The 17,558-nt window shown below is 67.6% G+C and carries 18 protein-coding genes and 1 pseudogene; 12 read left to right on the forward strand and 7 right to left on the reverse strand.

Annotated elements, in window-relative coordinates; all coding sequences use genetic code 11:
- The first annotated feature begins 95 nt into the window (after nucleotides 1-95).
- The 7 genes from A5779_RS02955 to A5779_RS02985 all read left to right on the forward strand — a co-directional run bounded on the left by A5779_RS02955 (nucleotide 96) and on the right by A5779_RS02985 (nucleotide 7,466).
- Nucleotides 96-1,349 (forward strand): ammonium transporter, encoded by a 1,254-nt coding sequence (locus tag A5779_RS02955; RefSeq protein ID WP_064878815.1) that lies wholly within the window; start codon nucleotides 96-98, stop codon nucleotides 1,347-1,349.
- A gap of 133 nt (nucleotides 1,350-1,482) precedes the next feature.
- Entirely contained in the window at nucleotides 1,483-2,787 is a 1,305-nt protein-coding gene (gene glnT, locus A5779_RS02960) for a type III glutamate--ammonia ligase (RefSeq protein ID WP_064878771.1), read from the forward strand.
- 15 nt (nucleotides 2,788-2,802) lie between these two features.
- Nucleotides 2,803-3,672: a class II glutamine amidotransferase domain-containing protein gene (locus A5779_RS02965; RefSeq protein ID WP_064878773.1), complete on the forward strand. Its 870-nt coding sequence runs from the start codon at nucleotides 2,803-2,805 to the stop codon at nucleotides 3,670-3,672.
- The gene (locus tag A5779_RS02970) at nucleotides 3,660-4,346 is read left to right on the forward strand and encodes a GltB/FmdC/FwdC-like GXGXG domain-containing protein (protein WP_064878775.1); all 687 of its coding nucleotides are present in this window, start codon (nucleotides 3,660-3,662) and stop codon (nucleotides 4,344-4,346) included. Before A5779_RS02965 ends, A5779_RS02970 begins: the two co-directional genes overlap by 13 nt.
- Nucleotides 4,346-5,638, forward strand: coding sequence for an FMN-binding glutamate synthase family protein (locus tag A5779_RS02975; protein ID WP_064878777.1), 1,293 nt, complete (start codon nucleotides 4,346-4,348; stop codon nucleotides 5,636-5,638). The genes A5779_RS02970 and A5779_RS02975 overlap by 1 nt, the downstream gene beginning before the upstream one ends.
- Nucleotides 5,635-6,816, forward strand: a complete 1,182-nt coding sequence (locus tag A5779_RS02980) for an NAD(P)/FAD-dependent oxidoreductase (protein WP_064878778.1) — start codon at nucleotides 5,635-5,637, stop codon at nucleotides 6,814-6,816. The genes A5779_RS02975 and A5779_RS02980 overlap by 4 nt, the downstream gene beginning before the upstream one ends.
- Before the next feature lie 11 nt (nucleotides 6,817-6,827).
- Nucleotides 6,828-7,466: a type II toxin-antitoxin system RelB family anti-toxin gene (locus A5779_RS02985; protein ID WP_064878781.1), complete on the forward strand. Its 639-nt coding sequence runs from the start codon at nucleotides 6,828-6,830 to the stop codon at nucleotides 7,464-7,466.
- A gap of 12 nt (nucleotides 7,467-7,478) precedes the next feature.
- On the opposite strand, the gene A5779_RS02990 is transcribed toward A5779_RS02985, so the two are convergent.
- Nucleotides 7,479-7,694 (reverse strand): hypothetical protein, encoded by a 216-nt coding sequence (locus A5779_RS02990; RefSeq protein WP_064878783.1) that lies wholly within the window; start codon nucleotides 7,692-7,694, stop codon nucleotides 7,479-7,481.
- Nucleotides 7,695-7,887: 193 nt separating this feature from the next.
- Between A5779_RS02990 and A5779_RS02995 the strand changes: the two genes are divergently transcribed.
- The 3 genes from A5779_RS02995 to A5779_RS03005 all read left to right on the forward strand — a co-directional run bounded on the left by A5779_RS02995 (nucleotide 7,888) and on the right by A5779_RS03005 (nucleotide 11,389).
- Nucleotides 7,888-8,955 carry a lytic murein transglycosylase gene (locus A5779_RS02995; protein WP_064878785.1) on the forward strand — a complete coding sequence of 356 codons (1,068 nt, stop codon included), beginning with the start codon at nucleotides 7,888-7,890 and terminating at the stop codon, nucleotides 8,953-8,955.
- Between the two features lie 178 nt (nucleotides 8,956-9,133).
- Nucleotides 9,134-10,951, forward strand: a complete 1,818-nt coding sequence (gene leuA / locus A5779_RS03000; protein WP_064878787.1) for a 2-isopropylmalate synthase — start codon at nucleotides 9,134-9,136, stop codon at nucleotides 10,949-10,951.
- Nucleotides 10,952-11,002: 51 nt separating this feature from the next.
- Nucleotides 11,003-11,389, forward strand: coding sequence for an SHOCT domain-containing protein (locus tag A5779_RS03005; protein WP_064878789.1), 387 nt, complete (start codon nucleotides 11,003-11,005; stop codon nucleotides 11,387-11,389).
- A 13-nt stretch (nucleotides 11,390-11,402) separates the two neighbouring features.
- On the opposite strand, the gene A5779_RS03010 is transcribed toward A5779_RS03005, so the two are convergent.
- Nucleotides 11,403-12,392, reverse strand: a complete 990-nt coding sequence (locus A5779_RS03010; protein ID WP_064878791.1) for a DEDDh family exonuclease — start codon at nucleotides 12,390-12,392, stop codon at nucleotides 11,403-11,405.
- 74 nt (nucleotides 12,393-12,466) lie between these two features.
- On the opposite strand from A5779_RS03010, the gene A5779_RS03015 reads away from it, so the two are divergent.
- Complete coding sequence (locus tag A5779_RS03015) at nucleotides 12,467-13,687, forward strand: Mur ligase family protein (RefSeq protein WP_064878793.1); 1,221 nt, start codon at nucleotides 12,467-12,469, stop codon at nucleotides 13,685-13,687.
- Nucleotides 13,684-14,391 (forward strand): type 1 glutamine amidotransferase, encoded by a 708-nt coding sequence (locus A5779_RS03020; RefSeq protein ID WP_064878795.1) that lies wholly within the window; start codon nucleotides 13,684-13,686, stop codon nucleotides 14,389-14,391. The genes A5779_RS03015 and A5779_RS03020 overlap by 4 nt, the downstream gene beginning before the upstream one ends.
- Nucleotides 14,392-14,470: 79 nt before the next feature.
- Here the strand turns inward: A5779_RS03020 and A5779_RS03025 are convergent, their stop codons facing one another.
- The 5 genes and pseudogenes from A5779_RS03025 to A5779_RS34935 all read right to left on the reverse strand — a co-directional run.
- Nucleotides 14,471-15,184 carry an MBL fold metallo-hydrolase gene (locus A5779_RS03025; protein ID WP_064878797.1) on the reverse strand — a complete coding sequence of 238 codons (714 nt, stop codon included), beginning with the start codon at nucleotides 15,182-15,184 and terminating at the stop codon, nucleotides 14,471-14,473.
- Nucleotides 15,185-15,231: 47 nt separating this feature from the next.
- Nucleotides 15,232-16,131: a type IV toxin-antitoxin system AbiEi family antitoxin gene (locus A5779_RS03030; RefSeq protein ID WP_064878799.1), complete on the reverse strand. Its 900-nt coding sequence runs from the start codon at nucleotides 16,129-16,131 to the stop codon at nucleotides 15,232-15,234.
- Between the two features lie 111 nt (nucleotides 16,132-16,242).
- On the reverse strand, nucleotides 16,243-16,854 hold the full coding sequence (recR, locus tag A5779_RS03035) for a recombination mediator RecR (protein ID WP_003883644.1): 612 nt from the start codon (nucleotides 16,852-16,854) through the stop codon (nucleotides 16,243-16,245).
- The gene (locus tag A5779_RS03040) at nucleotides 16,855-17,187 is read right to left on the reverse strand and encodes a YbaB/EbfC family nucleoid-associated protein (RefSeq protein WP_055118362.1); all 333 of its coding nucleotides are present in this window, start codon (nucleotides 17,185-17,187) and stop codon (nucleotides 16,855-16,857) included.
- Between the two features lie 136 nt (nucleotides 17,188-17,323).
- Nucleotides 17,324-17,479: pseudogene (locus A5779_RS34935) on the reverse strand (Rv3717 family N-acetylmuramoyl-L-alanine amidase); the annotation flags it as partial.
- Between the last annotated feature and the right edge of the window lie 79 nt (nucleotides 17,480-17,558).

A 17,558-nucleotide genomic window follows, 5' to 3' on the forward strand; every position in this document is an offset into this window, starting at 1 on the left:
ACGTCGTCGCAACACAACAAGTCGGTCCACGTAACAGAAACGTCGTCAACTCCCAGTGATCGGCCCGACCGGGCCGCCACCCCCAGGAGATGTTGATGGATACAGGAACCACGGCGTTCATGCTGTGTTGCATCATCGGCCTCACGCTGATGATCCCCGGCCTTGCCCTGTTCTACGGCGGCATGGTCTCGGTGAAGAGCTCGACCAACATGATGATGATGACGTTCGGCGCAGTCGCCCTCGTGGGCGTGCTGTGGGTGCTGTTCGGATTCTCGATGGTCTTCGGGACGTCCTACGGCGGATTCGTCGGCAGCTTCACCGAATTCGCCGGCATGAAGGACCTCATGGAGCCGATGACCACGGTCGCGGGGCTCCCGGTCAGCTTGTTCTCCATCTTCCAGGCCCTGTTCGCGGCCATCACCGTGGCGCTGATCTCGGGTGCGGTCGCCGATCGGATGAAGTTCGGCGCCTGGATGATCTTCGCCGCCGCCTGGGCGGTGCTGGTGTACTTCCCGGTCGCACACTGGGTTTTCGCCTTCGACGGTGTCGTCACCGAGAACTCGGTCGGCGGCTGGATCGCCAACAAGCTGCACGCCATCGACTTCGCCGGTGGCACCGCCGTCCACATCAACGCCGGCGCGGCCGCCCTGGCCGTGGCCATCGTGCTCGGCAAGTCAGCCATGTTCGGCCAGCTGCGCAAGCCGCACAACGTTCCGCTGACCCTGCTCGGCGCGGGCATGCTGTGGGCCGGCTGGTATGCCTTCAACGGCGGATCCGCCCTGGCCGCAGGCAATTCCGCGGCAATCGTCATGGTGACCACTTTCGTCGCCACCTGCGCGGCCGTGTTGGCCTGGATCGGCGTCGAGAAACTCAAGGACGGCCACGTCACCGGCGTGGGCGCCGCCTCGGGCGCGATCACCGGCCTGGTGGCCATCACCCCGGCCTGCGGTGCGGTCACCCCGATCGGTGCGATCTTCGTCGGCGGCATCGCCGGGGCGATCTGCGTCTACGCCGTCGGCTTCAAGGAGAAGCTGGGCTACGACGACTCGCTCGACGTGGTCGGCGTGCACCTGGTCGGCGGCGTGGTCGGCACTCTGCTGATCGGCTTCTTCGCCAGCGAGGGCATGCCCAATGCCACCAACGGCCTGTTCTACGGCGGCGGATTCGACCAGCTCTGGAAGCAGGCGGTTGCGGCCGGTGCGGTGATGGCCTACTCGTTCGCGGTTGCCTTCGCCATCGCGTTCGTCCTGAAGAAGACCATCGGAATCCGCATCTCGTCCGAGGAAGAGGAGAAGGGTATCGACACCACATTCCACCGGGATTCGGCCTACGAGCTCGAATTCGCCTGACAGAGAAGATGATCCCCGGCCCGGCTGCCGAGGACCCGCATCCGCGGCAGCCGGTGACCGGGGTTTCCTCGACTTGCAGAAGTTTCCTACCGTGATACTTTGATTCTCAACAAGAGACGAAAGTGTTGGTGCTATGCCCTCCGATCTCGCCACCCTCGCCGAACAATCCGGCACCAAGTTCATCCTCGCGCTGTTCGTAGACCTTCGCGGAAAGCCCTGCGCCAAACTGGTTCCCGTCGAATCGGTCGAGCTTCTGGCCACCGACGGCGTCGGCTTCGCCGGCTATGCCGTCGGCGCGATGGGCCAGGAACCCAAGGACCCGGACCTCGTGGCCATCCCCGACCCAGCCTCCTTCACCCCGATCCCGTTCATCAAGGAGGGCCTGGCTCTCGTGCACTGCGACCCTCACGTCGGGGGTGCACCGTGGCCGTATGCACCGCGGGTGATCCTGAAGGGCCTGATCCAGCGTGCCGCCGACGCCGGGTTCGAACCCTGGGTGGGCGCCGAGGTCGAGTACTTCCTGTTGCGGCGCAATGCCGATGGCGTCCTGGCCACCGCTGACGCCGCCGACACCGCCGCCCAGCCCTGTTACGACGCGCGTGGCGTCACCCGCATGTACGAGCACCTCACTTCCATCTCGACGGCGATGAACACCCTCGGCTGGTCCAACTACGCCAACGACCACGAGGACGGCAACGGGCAGTTCGAGCAGAACTTCGAGTTCTCCGACGCGCTGACCACCGCCGACCGGGTGATCACGCTGCGCTACCTGCTGTCGATGATCGCCGCCGAACGCGACATGGTGGCCACCTTCATGCCCAAGCCGTTCAGCGACCGCACCGGCAGCGGCCTGCATCTGCACCTGTCGCTGACCAGCGGCGGTACCCCGGTCTTCCCAGCCGACGCCGACGAGCGGGGCCTGGGTCTGTCCGAGACGGCGTACGCATTCATCGGCGGCATCCTCGACCACGCCTGCGCGCTGCAGTCCGTCGTCGCCCCAACGGTCAACTCCTACAAGCGGACCGGCGCGTCCTCGACCGCGTCGGGTGCCTCGTGGGCCCCGCGCAAACCCAGCTACGGCGGCAACGACCGCACCCACTACATCCGGGTACCCGACAGTCAGCGCATCGAGTTGCGCGGTGGCGACGGCTCGGCCAATCCGTACCTCGCGATCGCCGCGGCACTGGGCGCCGGGCTCGACGGCGTCAAACGCAGCCTCGATCCAGGAGCCGTGGGCGCCCAGGGACCGGCCGCACTGCCGCCCACGCTGCTGCACGCGGTCGAATCACTTGAGACCGATCCGATCGTCACCGGGGTGCTCGACGTCGCGGGCGACGGCGTCGCTTCCTACTTCGCCGACGTCAAACGCGAGGAGTTCTTCGCCTACCACGGCACCGTCACACCGTGGGAGATCGACCAATACCTGACGGCCTTCTAGAAAGGGAGACAACACATGTGCGGGATCGTGGGGCTACACCTACGCACACCGGAGCTGTATCCGAGGCTGGGTGAGCTGCTCGCCGCCATGCTCGGCGAGATGTCGGACCGCGGTGCCGACTCGGCGGGGATCGCGGTCTACGGGGACCCGGAGTGGTCGCCGTACGGGCAGGGCTGCGTGTCGGTGACCGATGTCGTGGAGCGGCCCGATCTGGGTCCGGATGTCGATGTGGTGCAGGTGGATTCGACGTACCTGCTGTCGGCCGACATGGATTCCGAAGAGCTGCTGGACCTCGTGCGGACGGCCTACCCGACTGCACTGATCTCGGGGTTCGGCGCCGATCTGGCGGTCCTCAAAGGGGTCGGCCATCCCCGCGCGCTCACCGATGCCTGGGGCTTGGCCAAGGCCCAAGGTTGGCAGGGCGTCGGGCACACGCGGATGGCCACCGAGTCGGCGGTGACACCGTCGGGCTGCCATCCCTACACGGTCGGCCCCGGCCAGTGCCTGGTGCACAACGGATCTTTCGCCAATCACGCCACCATCCGCCGCGAGCTGCGCCAGGCGGGGGTGATGTTCGACAGCGAGAACGACACCGAGGTGGGCGCCCGGTTCGTGGCCGAACAGCTGGCCGCGGGCCGCGACGTGGCCACCGCGCTCAAGGAGCTCTGCGCCACATTTGATGGCTTCTACACCCTGCTTGTCTCCGATCACGACTCGTTCGCGGTGGTGCGCGACGCCATCGCCTGCAAGCCCGCGGTGATCGCCGAGACAGCCGACTGGGTGGCCATGGCCAGTGAGTACCGGGCGCTGGCCGGGCTGCCCGGCGTCGAGCAGGCACGTATTTGGGAACCGGAACCGGAGGTGGTCTACGCATGGAGACGCTAGTTGGATATGACCTGCGCACAACGCCGTTGCGTGAGGTGAATGCCGCACTGCATCAGCCGGATGTCGAAGGTGACCACGTCATCGCGCATCCCGACGGTGCCCACAACGTCGCCGTCGGCCTCAACGCGCCGGTGCGGGTGACCGTCGAAGGCCACGTCGGCTACTACGCCGCCGGGATGAACCAACTCGCCGAGGTCACCATCAACGGCAACGCGGGGACCGGCGTCGCCGAGAACATGATGAGCGGCACCGTGCGGGTCACCGGAAACGCCTCACAGTCCGCGGGTGCCACGGCACACGGCGGCCTGCTGGTCATCGAGGGAGACGCAGCCGCACGGTGCGGCATCTCGATGAAGGGCGTCGACATCGTGGTGGGCGGCAGCATCGGGCACATGAGCGCGTTCATGGCCCAGGCCGGACGCCTGGTCGTACGCGGCGACGCCGGGGAGGCGCTGGGCGACTCCATCTACGAGGCCCGCATCTACGTCCGCGGCGAAGTGGCCTCGCTGGGCGCGGACTGCGTGGCCAAACCGATGCGGCCCGAGCACCACGCCGAGCTCGCAGAGTTGTTGGCCGCCAGTGGCTTCAGCAATGACGACACCGCGACCTACACCCGCTACGGCTCCGCCCGAAACCTCTACCACTTCCACGTCGACAATTCGAGTGAGTACTGATGCGCGAATCCGCCACCTTCGATCGATCCACCATCGCCGACATCCAGCGAGCCGCCGAAACCGGGATCTACGACATCCGCGGCTGGGGCGCCAAACGCCGCCTGCCCCACTTCGACGACCTGCTGTTCCTGGGCGCATCCATGTCGCGCTACCCGCTAGAGGGCTACCGGGAACGCTGCGGCACGGACGTGGTGCTCGGTGACCGGCACGCCAAACACCCACTGCACCTGGATATCCCGGTCACCATCGCAGGCATGAGCTTCGGCGCACTGTCTGGCCCGGCCAAGGAGGCCCTGGGCCGCGGGGCCAGTGAGGCCGGCACCTCGACCACCACCGGCGACGGCGGCCTGACACCCGAGGAGCGCGGGCAGAGCAAGCACCTGGTGTACCAGTACCTGCCCTCGCGCTACGGGATGAACCCCGACGACCTGCGCAAGGCCGATGCCATCGAGGTCGTGCTCGGCCAGGGCGCCAAGCCCGGCGGCGGCGGAATGCTGTTGGGGCAGAAGATCTCCCCGCGGGTGGCCCAGATGCGCACCCTGCCCGAGGGTATCGACCAGCGCAGCGCCTGCCGGCACCCGGACTGGACCGGACCGGACGACCTGACCATCAAGATCAACGAGCTGCGGGAGATCACCGACTGGGAGAAACCGATCTACGTCAAGGTCGGGGCCACCCGCACCTATTACGACGTGAAGCTCGCGGTGCACGCCGGGGCCGACGTGGTGGTGGTCGACGGGATGCAGGGCGGCACGGCCGCCACCCAGGAGGTGTTCATCGAGCACGTGGGTATCCCGACTTTGGCCGCAGTGCCGCAAGCCGTTCAGGCACTGCAGGAGCTCGGCGTCCACAGGCAAGTGCAACTGATCGTGAGTGGCGGCATCCGCTCGGGCGCCGACGTGGCCAAAGCCCTCGCGCTGGGTGCCGATGCCGTCGCAATCGGCACCGCCGCGTTGATCGCACTCGGCGACAATCACCCCCGCTACGCCGCCGAGTACGAGAAGCTCGGCAGCGCGGCCGGTTACTACGACGACTTTCAGGACGGACGTGATCCGGCCGGCATCACGACTCAGGACCCGGAGCTGGCGGCCCGGTTCGATCCCATCGAGGGCGGCCGCCGGCTGGCCAACTACCTGCGCGTGCTGACCATGGAGGCCCAGACCATCGCCCGGGCCTGCGGCAAGGCCCACGTGTGTCATCTGGAACCCGAGGACCTGGTCGCGGTCACCATCGAGGCGGCGGCCATGGCCAGGGTGCCGCTGGCCGGCACGAACTGGATTCCGGGCTCGTGAACACCGATGTCGTCATCGTCGGCGGCGGACTGGAAGGGGCCGCGGCCGCATGGGCCCTGAGTCAGCGCGGCGTCACCGATGTGACTGTGCTGGAGCGCAATACCGTCGGCTCCGGGATGACCGGTAAATCCAGCGGGATCGTGCGCTGCCACTACGGGGTCAGCTCGCTGGCCGCGATGGCGACCGTCGGTCTCGAGGTGTTCGAGAACGCCGAGCAGATCTTCGGCACCGACATCGGGTTCCGGCAGACCGGCTATGTCGTCGGTGTCGGTGAACCCAACGTCGACAACCTGCGCAAGAGTCTGGCCGCCCAACGTGAGGTCGGGGTGCAGACCGAGGAGATCGGCGCCGCCGAGGTGGCCAAGCTGTGGCCGTGGGCCGATCTGGAACCGTTCGCGGCCTTCGGCTGGGAGGCTCGCGGCGGGTACGGCGACGCCTACCAGACCGCGCAGGCGTTTGCGGTGTCAGCCAGGGCCGCCGGGGTGCGAATCATGCAGGGCGCCAACGTGACCGCGCTGGTGATCGACGGTGGGAGGATCACCGGCGTCGAACTGGCCGACGGAACCCGGGTTACGGCGGGCACCGTCGTCGTCGCCACCGGCGTGTGGACCAGGCGGTTCCTGGCGCCCTATGGCGTCGACGTGCCGATCCGCGTGCACCGCGAACAGATCGTGATGATCAAACCCGGGGTGGACACCGGCCCCGTGCCCGTCTTCTCCGACCTGGTCTCGCTGCAATACATCCGGCCCGAGCCCAACGGCGAGTTGCTGTTTGGAAACTCCGATCTGGCCGAACTGGAACCCGCCGACCCGGACGGTTACCTGAACCGGGCCACTGACGATTTCGTCGACCTGACCGTCGACAAGGTCGGCACCCGGTTCCCGGGCTTCGGAGACGCGGCGATCAGCGGTAGCTACGCCGGCTGCTACGACGTCACCCCGGACTGGAACCCGGTCATCTCCCCGAGCGGAATCGACGGCCTGCTGGTGGCGGCCGGATTCAGCGGGCACGGCTTCAAGATCGCACCGGCGGTCGGCAAGCTGGTCGCCGATCTGGTGACCGAGGGGCACAGCTGCGACCCGCGGATACCCGAGTCGGATTTCCGGCTCACCCGGTTCGCAGAGGACAATTTGCTCAAGAGCCGGTATCCGTACGTCGGTGCCGGGGAGATGCGTTAGACGGGAGTGCAGTGAGCGACCTGCTCCGTAACGCCGGCACGGCCCGCGAACGCGATCCCCACGCGCCGGTCGAAGAGCTCGAGTTCGAGGCGGCGATCGGGCGCAACGTGCGGCAACTCCGGCAGCAACACGGACTCACCGTCGCCGACATGGCCGCGCGAGTGGGTATCTCCAAAGCGATGCTGTCCAAGATCGAGAACGCCCAGACCTCCTGCAGCCTGTCCACCCTGGCGCTGTTGGCCAAGGGCCTCGACGTTCCGGTGACCAGCCTGTTCCGCGGGGCCGACGTCGAACGCCCGGCGGCTTTCGTCAAAGCGGGCACGGGGCCGGAGATCGTGCGCAACGGCACCAAACAGGGTCACGAATATCAACTACTCAGCTCGCTACGCGGGGAGCACAAGCGGTTGGAATGCCTGCACGTCACGCTGACCGAGAAGAGCCAGACCTACCCACTGTTCCAGCATCCCGGCACCGAGTTCATCTACATGCTCGAAGGCGTCATGGACTACAGCCACAGCCGCTCGGTCTACCGGCTGCAGCCGGGCGACTCCCTGCAGATCGACGGGGAAGGCGCTCACGGACCGGTTGACCTGATCGAACTGCCGATCCGGTTCCTGTCGGTGATCGCCTTCCCCGATTCGCAGGTGTGAGTCATCCCCCGCTCACTCGTAGATGCTGGTGATCCGCTGCGGGCCGTGGTGGTTGTGCCAGCCGGGCTTCATGCCGGGGGCCGGGGTGGCGTAGGTGTCCGGGCTGTACAGGTTGCCCGAGCCCTGCGGCGTCTGCGCAGCGGCAGTACCGGCCAGACCGAGCGCGACGGCGCCGAAGACGCCAGCGGACAGGATGGGCAGTGCCAGAGCCTTGGTGAACTTCGTCATGATCGTGAATCCTTCTGTCTCAGTGAGTGTTTCGGTTTCTTCTTCGGCCTGTTCGGCCTCTGAGACAAGAATGCGATCCGGACGGCCCCTGGTCTGTCCGGCAATCAGGCGATCGACCTGGTGAAGATGCGTTCCCCCGATCGGGGGACGTGTCGGAGTTGGCAGGCAGCCACGCGGGTGTCACTGTGGTTCCATGCGCCACCGTGCCCGTCAAGCGGTCCGCGACGCATCCACCTGCCTCGCCGTGATCGTTCGGATGGCGTTGACCAGCGCGATCGCCGTCGCGCCCAGCCTGGCCGGCCTGATACAGGAGAACCGGGTACGGCCGGTGGCCGCGGTCCTACCGTTGCCCGACCTCGCCGGCCAACCCTGGGCGGCGCTGCCGTCTGCGCGTCCAACTCCCGCGGCGCCGGCCACGACGGGGTCACCGCCACCCCAGGAGGTTCAGGCACCGGGCGGGGTGCACATCCCCGCGATCGCACTGGCGGCCTACCAGAACGCAGACGCCATGATGGCGCAAAGCCAACCCGACTGCGGTGTGACCTGGAACCTGCTCGCCGGGATCGGGTACGTCGAGTCCACGCATGCGTTCGGCGGCGCCGCCGACGAACGCGGTGACCCCGTCAGTCCCATCTATGGCCCCGCCCTCGACGGCTCACTGCCGGGCAACGAGATCATCGTCGCCGGCAGCTTTGGCGGCGGCACGCGCTACGCCCGCGCGCTGGGGCCCATGCAGTTCCTGCCGAGCACGTGGCTGCTGCACGGGGCCGACGGCGACGGCGACGGCCGGGCCGATCCGCACAACCTCTTCGATGCCACCCTGGCCGCGGCCCGCTACCTCTGCAGCGACGGTGCGGACCTGCGCAACCAGACGCAGCTGACAAGCGCGGTGCTGCGCTACAACCACTCGATGCCCTACGTCGCCAACGTGCTGGGCTGGGCGGCGGCCTACGCCGCCGGCGTGGCTCCGGTGAACCTCCCGCCGCTCACCGCGCCGCGTTCGCCGAGCGTCGCCGTTCGCGCGGTCGACGGCACCGCTGCATCGGCTGGCGGCTCGACTGAAACCGCCACCGCCACGCCGGACAAGACCGCGCGCCGAGACGATGGCCGCGACACCGGTTCATCGACACCCCGGTCGGGCTCATCGGTGACGAGCAAGGGATCCGCCAACACGAGCGCGACGAGCGGGTCCCGGCGCGGCGCCGGCACCGCCAAACCCACGGTGAAGATCGGCAACGGCCGTTCCGGCGGTGCGCGCTGACGCCACGGACCGGCTTCTAGCGACATTTTGGCCAACCAGGCCCCCGGGCGTACAGTGAACGACGTGCAGCGGGTGCTCCTTCTCGGACGCCGCGACGGGGTCTGACCAGACCGGCTTCCCGTCGCGGGTTTTTTGCGATGCGCCGGTCGAGTCCCCCTGATCTCCCGGAGCAAACATCATGACCAGCCCAGACGCCTACACGTCCGCCCGCACCATCACCACACCGTCCGGCCCCGGCAACCCCGATCAGCCCGTCTGGAACACCCAGCGCGGCTCCGCCATGCCGGTCAGCCGCTATCGCAGCTTCGCCGACGAGGTGCCGGGCGGCAGCCCGGCGTTCGGCCAAGGCGTTCCGTTCGACCGCACCTGGCCGGACCGCGTCATCGACACCGCGCCTCAGTGGTGCGCGGTCGACCTGCGCGACGGTAACCAGGCCCTGATCGACCCCATGAGCCCCGCGCGCAAGCGCCGCATGTTCGACCTGCTGGTACGGATGGGCTACAAGGAGATCGAGGTCGGCTTCCCCTCGGCCAGCCAGACCGACTACGACTTCGTCCGCGAGATCATCGAGGACGGCGCCATCCCGGACGACGTCACCATCCAGGTGCTGACCCAGTGCCGGCCCGAGCTGATCGAGCGGACGTTCGAGGCCTGCGCGGGAGCTCCCCAGGCGATCGTGCACTTCTACAACTCGACGTCCATCCTGCAGCGCCGCGTGGTGTTCCGGGCCGACCGCGAGGCCGTGAAGAAGATCGCCACCGACGGCGCGCAGATGTGCGTCGAGGAAGCCAAGAAGTACCCGCAGACCCGGTGGCGCTTCGAGTACTCCCCCGAGTCCTACACCGGCACCGAGCTGGAGTACGCCGTCGAGGTGTGCAACGCCGTCGCAGACATCGTCAAGCCCACCCCCGAGTGGCCGCTGATCGTCAACCTGCCCGCCACCGTCGAGATGGCCACCCCGAACGTCTACGCCGACTCGATCGAGTGGATGAGCAGGCACCTGACCCCGCGCGACTCGATCATCCTGAGCCTGCACCCGCACAACGATCGCGGAACCGGTGTTGCCGCAGCCGAATTGGGCTACCAGGCCGGTGCCGACCGGATCGAGGGCTGCCTGTTCGGCAACGGTGAGCGCACCGGCAATGTCTGCCTGGTGACGCTGGGGCTGAATATGTTCAGCCGCGGGGTCGACCCGCAGATCGACTTCTCCAACATCGACGAGATCCGGCGCACGGTCGAGTACTGCAACCAGCTGCCCGTGCACGAGCGTCACCCCTACGGCGGTGACCTGGTCTACACCGCCTTCTCCGGCAGCCACCAGGACGCCATCAACAAGGGCCTGGACCAGATGAAGTTCGATGCCGACAAGGCTGACGTCGATGTTGATGATCTGCTGTGGCAGGTCCCCTACCTGCCGATCGACCCCAAGGACGTCGGCCGCACCTACGAGGCCGTGATCCGGGTGAACTCGCAGTCCGGCAAGGGCGGCGTGGCCTACATCATGAAGGCCGACCACGGCCTGGCCCTGCCCCGGCGGCTGCAGATGGAGTTCTCGAAGGCCATCCAGCAGATCACCGACGGTGAGGGTGGCGAGGTCTCGCCCAAGGCGATCTGGGACGCATTCTCCGAGGAGTACCTGGCCCCGATCACCCCGTTGGAGCGCATCCGCCAGAAGGTGGTGGCCTCCGAGGTGGACGGTGGTACCGACACCATCACCGCGATCGTCAAGATCGACGGCGTCGAGCGCGAGATCGTCGGTGCCGGCAACGGGCCGTTGGCGGCGTTCGTCGACGCCCTCGGCGCCATCGGCTACGACATCAACGTGCTGGACTACTCCGAGCACGCCATGTCGTCCGGCGAAGAGGCCCAGGCCGCGGCCTATGTCGAGGCGTCGATCGGCGGCAGGACCGTCTGGGGCGTCGGCATCGCGACTTCGATCACAACTGCATCACTTCGAGCAGTTGTGTCTGCTGTCAACCGCGCCGCGCGTGCTTAGCTGACGTCGGCGTAGATCACTACGCCTGACGTCGAAGGCAAGGAGCGCTCCATGGACTGGGGCTCAACGTGGGATTTCCTGTGGCATTTCCTGATCATCTTCGCCTGGATCGCGTACCTGCTGGTCCTGTTCCAGATCCTCACGGACCTGTTCTGGCGTGATCACAAGACCTCCGGCTGGGTGAAGGCCGTGTGGGTGGTCTTCCTGATCGTGTTCCCGTGGCTCACGGCGCTGATCTACCTGATCGCCCGCGGCAAGGGCATGTCGGAACGCGCCCAGGCGGCCGCGCTGGCGGCCAAGCAGGAGACCGACGCCTACATCAAGCAGGCGGCAGGCCGGTCGCCTGCGCAAGAGATCGCCGACGCTAAGGCTCTGCTGGATTCCGGCACGATCACCCAGGCGGAGTTCGACGGACTGAAGGCCAAGGCACTGAGCTGAAATCCGAGCTGAGTCAGAACAGCGTGTACTGATCGCTCTCTGCGGGGGTGTCGCAGAATTCCTCGATATCGGCGCCACCGACGACATGGGTCAGCAGGCCCATGAACGTCTCGTCGTCGAGTAGCGGCACCCCCAGCTCGACAGCCTGGTACCCCTTGCCCTGGCTGGGTGCGGTCTCGTTGCAGATCACCAGTGAGGTCTGCTGATCCACCAGGTCGGTGTAGGACAGCCCGGCGTGCAGGATGCGCTCGACGAGCTCCTCGTGGGTGCGCACCACTTCCGCCGACAGCGCCACCCGCATGCCCTGCACGAGCGGCCGCCCCGGCACGAAGACACCTGGGTTGGCGTACTCGCACGGCAGCCGCGAGGCCAGCATCTTCAACGGCCGCAGTTCTTCGTGGGTGACGTGGCCGTTGGGCCAGCGGCGTCGACTCACCTCCCGGAGCGGCAGCCAGACCTTGCGGTCGCGCGCCCGCGCGAGCGTCGGTTTGAGGATCTGTGCCAGCACCAACGCGTCGTCCAGCGCGTCATGCGGCCGCATCTGGCTCACGCCCCAGTGTGCCGCCAACGTCTCCAACCGCAGATTCTCGGTACCCAACGCCAGCCGACGCGCCAGTTCGACCGTGCACATCACGCTGTCGACCGGTAGCTCAGCCCCGACCAGCTCGGCCTCGGCCGTCAGGAAGCTGTAGTCGAAGCCCACGTTGTGCGCCACCAGCGTGCGTCCCCGCAGGACATCACTGAGTTCGTCGACGACGTCACCGAAGGTGGGTTGGCCCTCCAGCATCTCGGAGGTCAGCCCGTGCACATGGGTGGGCCCGGGATCCACCCCCGGATTCAGCAGGGACGCGACACTGCGCTCGACATTTCCGTCGTCCCCGACCGCCAGTGCGGCGACGCTGACGATGCGCGCCTGCCCGGGCCGGAACCCGGTGGTCTCCACGTCGACGACCGCCCAGCCCGCTCCCGGCTCCTCCGCCGGCCTGCCCCACGCGCTGCTCATATTCGCCAGGATGGCACGCAGGCCCGACAGAGTCGGGCGGCGCGGCAGCGTGTCGTGCCCCTAAAATCGCCGGAATGCTGACCATCCGTGGGCGCGCCGCTCTGGCCGCCGGAGCAACCGCACGCTGGGCGTCGCGGGTCACCGGCCGCGGTGCAGGCGCGATGATCGGCGGACTGGTCGCCATGACACTGGACCGTTCGATCCTGAGCCAGCTCGGCCAGGGCCGCCGCAGCGTCGTCGTGACCGGCACGAACGGCAAATCGACCACCACCCGGATGACCGCGGCCGCCCTGGCGACGCTCGGACCCGTGGCCAGTAACTCCGAGGGCGCCAACATGGACGCCGGCCTGGTGGCGGCGCTGGCCTCGGCACGCGACGCCGAGCTGGCCGCCCTGGAAGTCGACGAGATGCACGTCCCGCACGTGTCCGATGCCGTGGACCCCTCGGTGATCGTTCTGCTGAATCTGTCCCGGGACCAGCTCGACCGGGTCGGTGAGATCAACCACATCGAACGCACCCTGCGCGGCGGCCTGGCGCGGCACCGCGACGCGGTGATCGTCGCCAACTGCGACGACGTTCTGATGACCTCCGCGGCCTACGACAGCCCCAACGTGGTGTGGGTGGCCGCCGGCGGCAGTTGGTCCGGTGACTCGGTGAGCTGCCCGCGGTCCGGCGAGATCATCGTGCGTGACGGGCGGGACTGGCGCTCGACGGGAACCGACTTCAAACGCCCCAGCCCGCAGTGGTGGTTCGACGACACCCACATCTATGGCCCGGACGGCCTCGTCCTCCCGATGACGCTGGCCCTTCCCGGCGCCGTCAACCGCGGTAACGCCACCCAGGCCGTCGCGGCCGCCGTGGCCCTCGGTGCGGACCCGGCAGCCGCGGTGGCCGCGGTCTCGGGCGTCGACGAGGTCGCCGGGCGGTACCGCACCGTGCAGGTCGGCTCGCACACCGCCCGGATCCTGCTGGCCAAGAACCCGGCCGGGTGGCAGGAGGCGCTGTCGATGGTGGACAAGCATGCGGCCGGGGTCGTCATCTCCGTCAACGGACAGGTGCCCGACGGGGAGGACCTCTCGTGGCTGTGGGACGTCCGGTTCGAACACTTTGAGGACACCGTCGTGGTGGCCGCCGGTGAGCGCGGCACCGACCTGGCCGTGCGGCTCGGGTACGCCGGCGTCGAACACTCACTGGTGCACGACACCGTCGCCGCGATCGACTCCTGCCCGCCCGGGCATGTCGAGGTGATCGCCAACTACACCGCGTTCCTGCAACTGAATCGGCGGATCTCATGACGGTGAGGATCGGGCTGGTGCTGCCCGACGTGATGGGCACCTACGGCGACAGCGGCAATGCGGTGGTGCTGCGGCAACGGTTGCGGCTGCGTGGTATCGACGCCGAGATCGTGGAGATCACGCTGGATGATCCCGTGCCCGACTCCCTGGATCTGTACACCCTCGGCGGAGCCGAGGACTACGCCCAGCGGCTGGCCACCAAGCACCTGATCCGGTATCCCGGTCTGCAGCAGGCGGTTTCGCGCGGGGCACCGGTCCTGGCGATCTGCGCGGCGATCCAGGTGTTGGGTCATTGGTATGAAACCTCGGCGGGTGAGCGGGTGGAAGGCGTCGGGCTGCTCGATGTCACCACGTCGCCGCAGGAAGCCCGCACCATCGGCGAGGTGGCCTCGCGACCACTGCTGGATGGGCTGTCGCAGCCGTTGACGGGCTTCGAAAACCACCGTGGCGGAACGGTTCTGGGACCCGACGCCAGGCCGCTGGCCGCGGTCACCAAAGGTGCGGGCAACCGTCTGGGCGACGGCTACGACGGTGCCGTGCAAGGCAGCGTCGTAGCCACCTATCTGCACGGGCCGTGCCTGGCGCGCAATCCGCAACTGGCCGACCATCTGCTCTCACAGGTGGTCGGTGAGCTGCCGCCCCTGGAGCTGCCGGAGGTCGACCTGCTGCGCCGCGAACGGTTGGCTGCGCCTCGGCGGGTGTAGGGGTGCCCCCTTTCGCCGAAACGGCATTCCAGCAGGCTTCTACTCGCACTTCCTCTGCCGGAATGCGATTTCGGCGGGGTCAGGCCGCGAAAACGTCGACCGCCGAGGCAATTCGGGCCGCGGCGTCCTCAAGAATCGGCTCGCCGTGGCCGAACCCGGCACGCTGTGCGCCCGTGGCAGCAAGCTTGGCCACGGAGTCGGCGAGGGAAGCACGGTCGGTGTTGAAGACACCCAAGATCACCTGACCGTTGAACTCGGCAACCACATCTCCGGTGAGCAGCGCATCAGCCTCCGGCAGATAGAGCGCGATGCCGCCCGGGGTGTGGCCGGGCACGCCGATCACGCGCGCCCCGCCGGCGAAGTCCAATACATCACCGTCGCCTACCACCAGGTCCACCCGGCACGCCGGGCCGTGCGGTGCGGCGTCGAAATCCGGGCGGAGCTTCCGCTCCGAGTCGGTCAGTGCCGGCAGCGGTCCGGGTTCGTCGCCCCGGACGAAGTCGGCGTCACCTTTGCCTGCGATGACCTCCACATCGGACCAGCCGGCAACCTCGGCGGCCGCACCGCAATGGTCCTCGTGAAAATGGGTGAGCACGATGCGCTTGACGTGGATCCGTCGCCGCCCCAGCTCGGTGAGCGCGTCGGCGATCAGTTCGGCACTGTCCGACCACCCGGTGTCGATCAACGTCACGCCGTCAGGTTCGGTCCACAGGTAGCTGTTGAGCAGGTGGGCCTGGCCGCCGGGAATCCGCAGCCGGTACAGCGATTCCGCCATCTGGAGTAGGTCGGGCATGGGTCCGACGCTACCGTCGCCCGCCGAAACCGCATTCCAGAAGGCTGCTACCCGCACTTCTTCTGCTGGAATGCGGTTTCGCGGGGTGTGGAGCGAAGGGTGCCGTCCCAGCCACGTGCCTTCAAAGCAGAGTAGGCACGCTGGACGACCTCGTGTTCCCGGTCCTCTTTGATCACCTGCATGACGTCCCAACCAAGTCGGCGAAGCTTCGGCAACGCCTTCAGATCCTTGACGTACTGAGCACGGTCGGTCTGGTGCTGGCCACCGTCGTATTCCGAGGCAACCTGGAAGTCCTCCCAGCCCATATCCACGGTGCGGATCACCCGCCCCCACTGGTCGGCGATGGCGATCTGCGTTGTCGGCCGCGGCAGCCCGGCATCGATGTAAAGGAGCCGCAGCCGAGTCTCCGGCGGTGACGCCGCGCCGCCGTCGACCAACGGGAGCACTGCCTTGAGCTTCGCAACCCCACGTGCACCTCGGTATCGCTTGGTCAGCATGAGGACATCCTCGGCGGAGAACGGGCATACATGCATGAGCGCGTCCAACCGCTCGAGTGCCTTCTTGCGTGGCAGGAAGCGCCCGAGGTCGAATGCCGTACGCGCGGGTGTTGTCACCGGCATGCCTGCGACACAGGTGATCTCGTCGTCCGCGATGCGCTCGTGCCGGATGACGATGCCACGCGGCGACCGGATGTAGTCCCAGATGAGTTCAACGGCGACATCGTCGTCCACCCACTCCGCGCCGTGCAACGCCGAGGCCGCGACTCCGGTCACAATGCCGTTCCGCTGTGTCCACATCCAGGCCGCGGTGATGTGGTCCCGCAGCGACAACGCTTGCCCCTTCGGCACATGCACGTTCCGAAAGATCGGCCGATACCAGCGCTGCAATTCATGTCGTGTGACGACACCACTGGCAATCGCCTCGGTGCCGATCAATATCTCCCCCATGGGCAGATGCTTGCCCTCGGGTCCGACAAGCCCGCCGAAATGGCATTCCGGCAGGAGAAGTGCGAGTAAGGCCCTGCTGGAATGCCGTTTCGGCGGAGGAGTGGTCCGTGATCAGGCCATCGCGCGACGGCCCGCCAGCGCGCGGCCCAGCGTGAGCTCGTCGGCGAACTCCAGGTCACCGCCCATCGGCAGGCCCGAGGCGATGCGGGTGACGGTCAGACCGGGGATGTCGCGCAGCATCCGGACCAGATAGGTCGCAGTGGCCTCACCCTCGGTGTTGGGGTCGGTGGCGATGATCACCTCGGCTACGTCGACGCCGTCGACGCGTTCACCGATCCGATTGAGCAGTTCCCGGATGCGCAACTGGTCGGGCCCGACGCCCGACAACGGATCCAGCGCGCCGCCCAGCACGTGGTAGCGGCCGCGGAATTCGCGGGTGCGCTCGACAGCCTGGACGTCCTTGGGCTCCTCGACGACACACACCAGTGAGGCGTCGCGGCGGGGGTCTTTGCAGATCCGGCAGCGTTCCTCGTCGGAGACGTTGCCGCACACCGCACAGAACGTGACACCGTCCCGGATGCGGCCCAGCACCGCGGTCAGCCGATCGATGTCCGGAGGCTCGACGCTCAGCAGGTGAAACGCGATCCGCTGCGCGCTCTTGGGCCCGATGCCGGGCAGTTTGCCCAGCTCGTCGATCAGATCCTGTACTGGGCCTTCGAACACTTACAGCCCCGGAAGTCCGAACCCGCCCAGACCGCCGGCCAGCGGACCCAACCGGCTCTGGGCGAGGGTGTTCACCTGGTTGGAGGCATCGGCGAGGGCGCCGACGATGAGGTCCTGCAGGGTCTCGGGGTCGGCGGGATCGATCACCTTGGGGTCGATGGCCACCGCGACCACCTCACCGCTGCCCTTGACCGTGACCTGCACCAAGCCGCCGCCGGCCTGGCCGTGCACCTCGGAATTGGCCAGCGCCTCCTGCGCCTCCATGAGCTGCTGCTGTACCTGCTGCGCCTGCGCAAGCAGGGCCGACATGTCGGGTGTGCCTCCGGGTTGCATGACTGGGTCCCCTTGCCGTGTTGATTGCGTCTTGGTCTCGACTTGGTTGCTCTCGCCTGTCGGCGGCGATTCGGACTGTCAGCCTAGTCGGCGGGCGGGCTAGCGTGGCGCCCGTGCGAGTCCCAGCCTGCGTGCGTGTCGGCACCTGGCGGCTGATCGACGCGTCGTTGGCGCCGTTGTGGCCGGGATCGAGGAAGACGATCATGCCGGCGATGTTCGAGGGGGCTGCGGAGGCGTGGGGAGCGTCGACGACCGCCGATGCGGTCGCAGCGATGATGACGCTGCTGACCATGGCGGTGCCGACACGCACGCAGGCTGGGACTCGCACGGGCGCCACGCTAGCCCGCCCGCCGACTAGGCTGACTCCTGAT

The sequence above is a fragment of the Mycolicibacterium peregrinum genome, assembly GCF_001665625.1.
GTDB lineage: Bacteria > Actinomycetota > Actinomycetes > Mycobacteriales > Mycobacteriaceae > Mycobacterium > Mycobacterium peregrinum_B.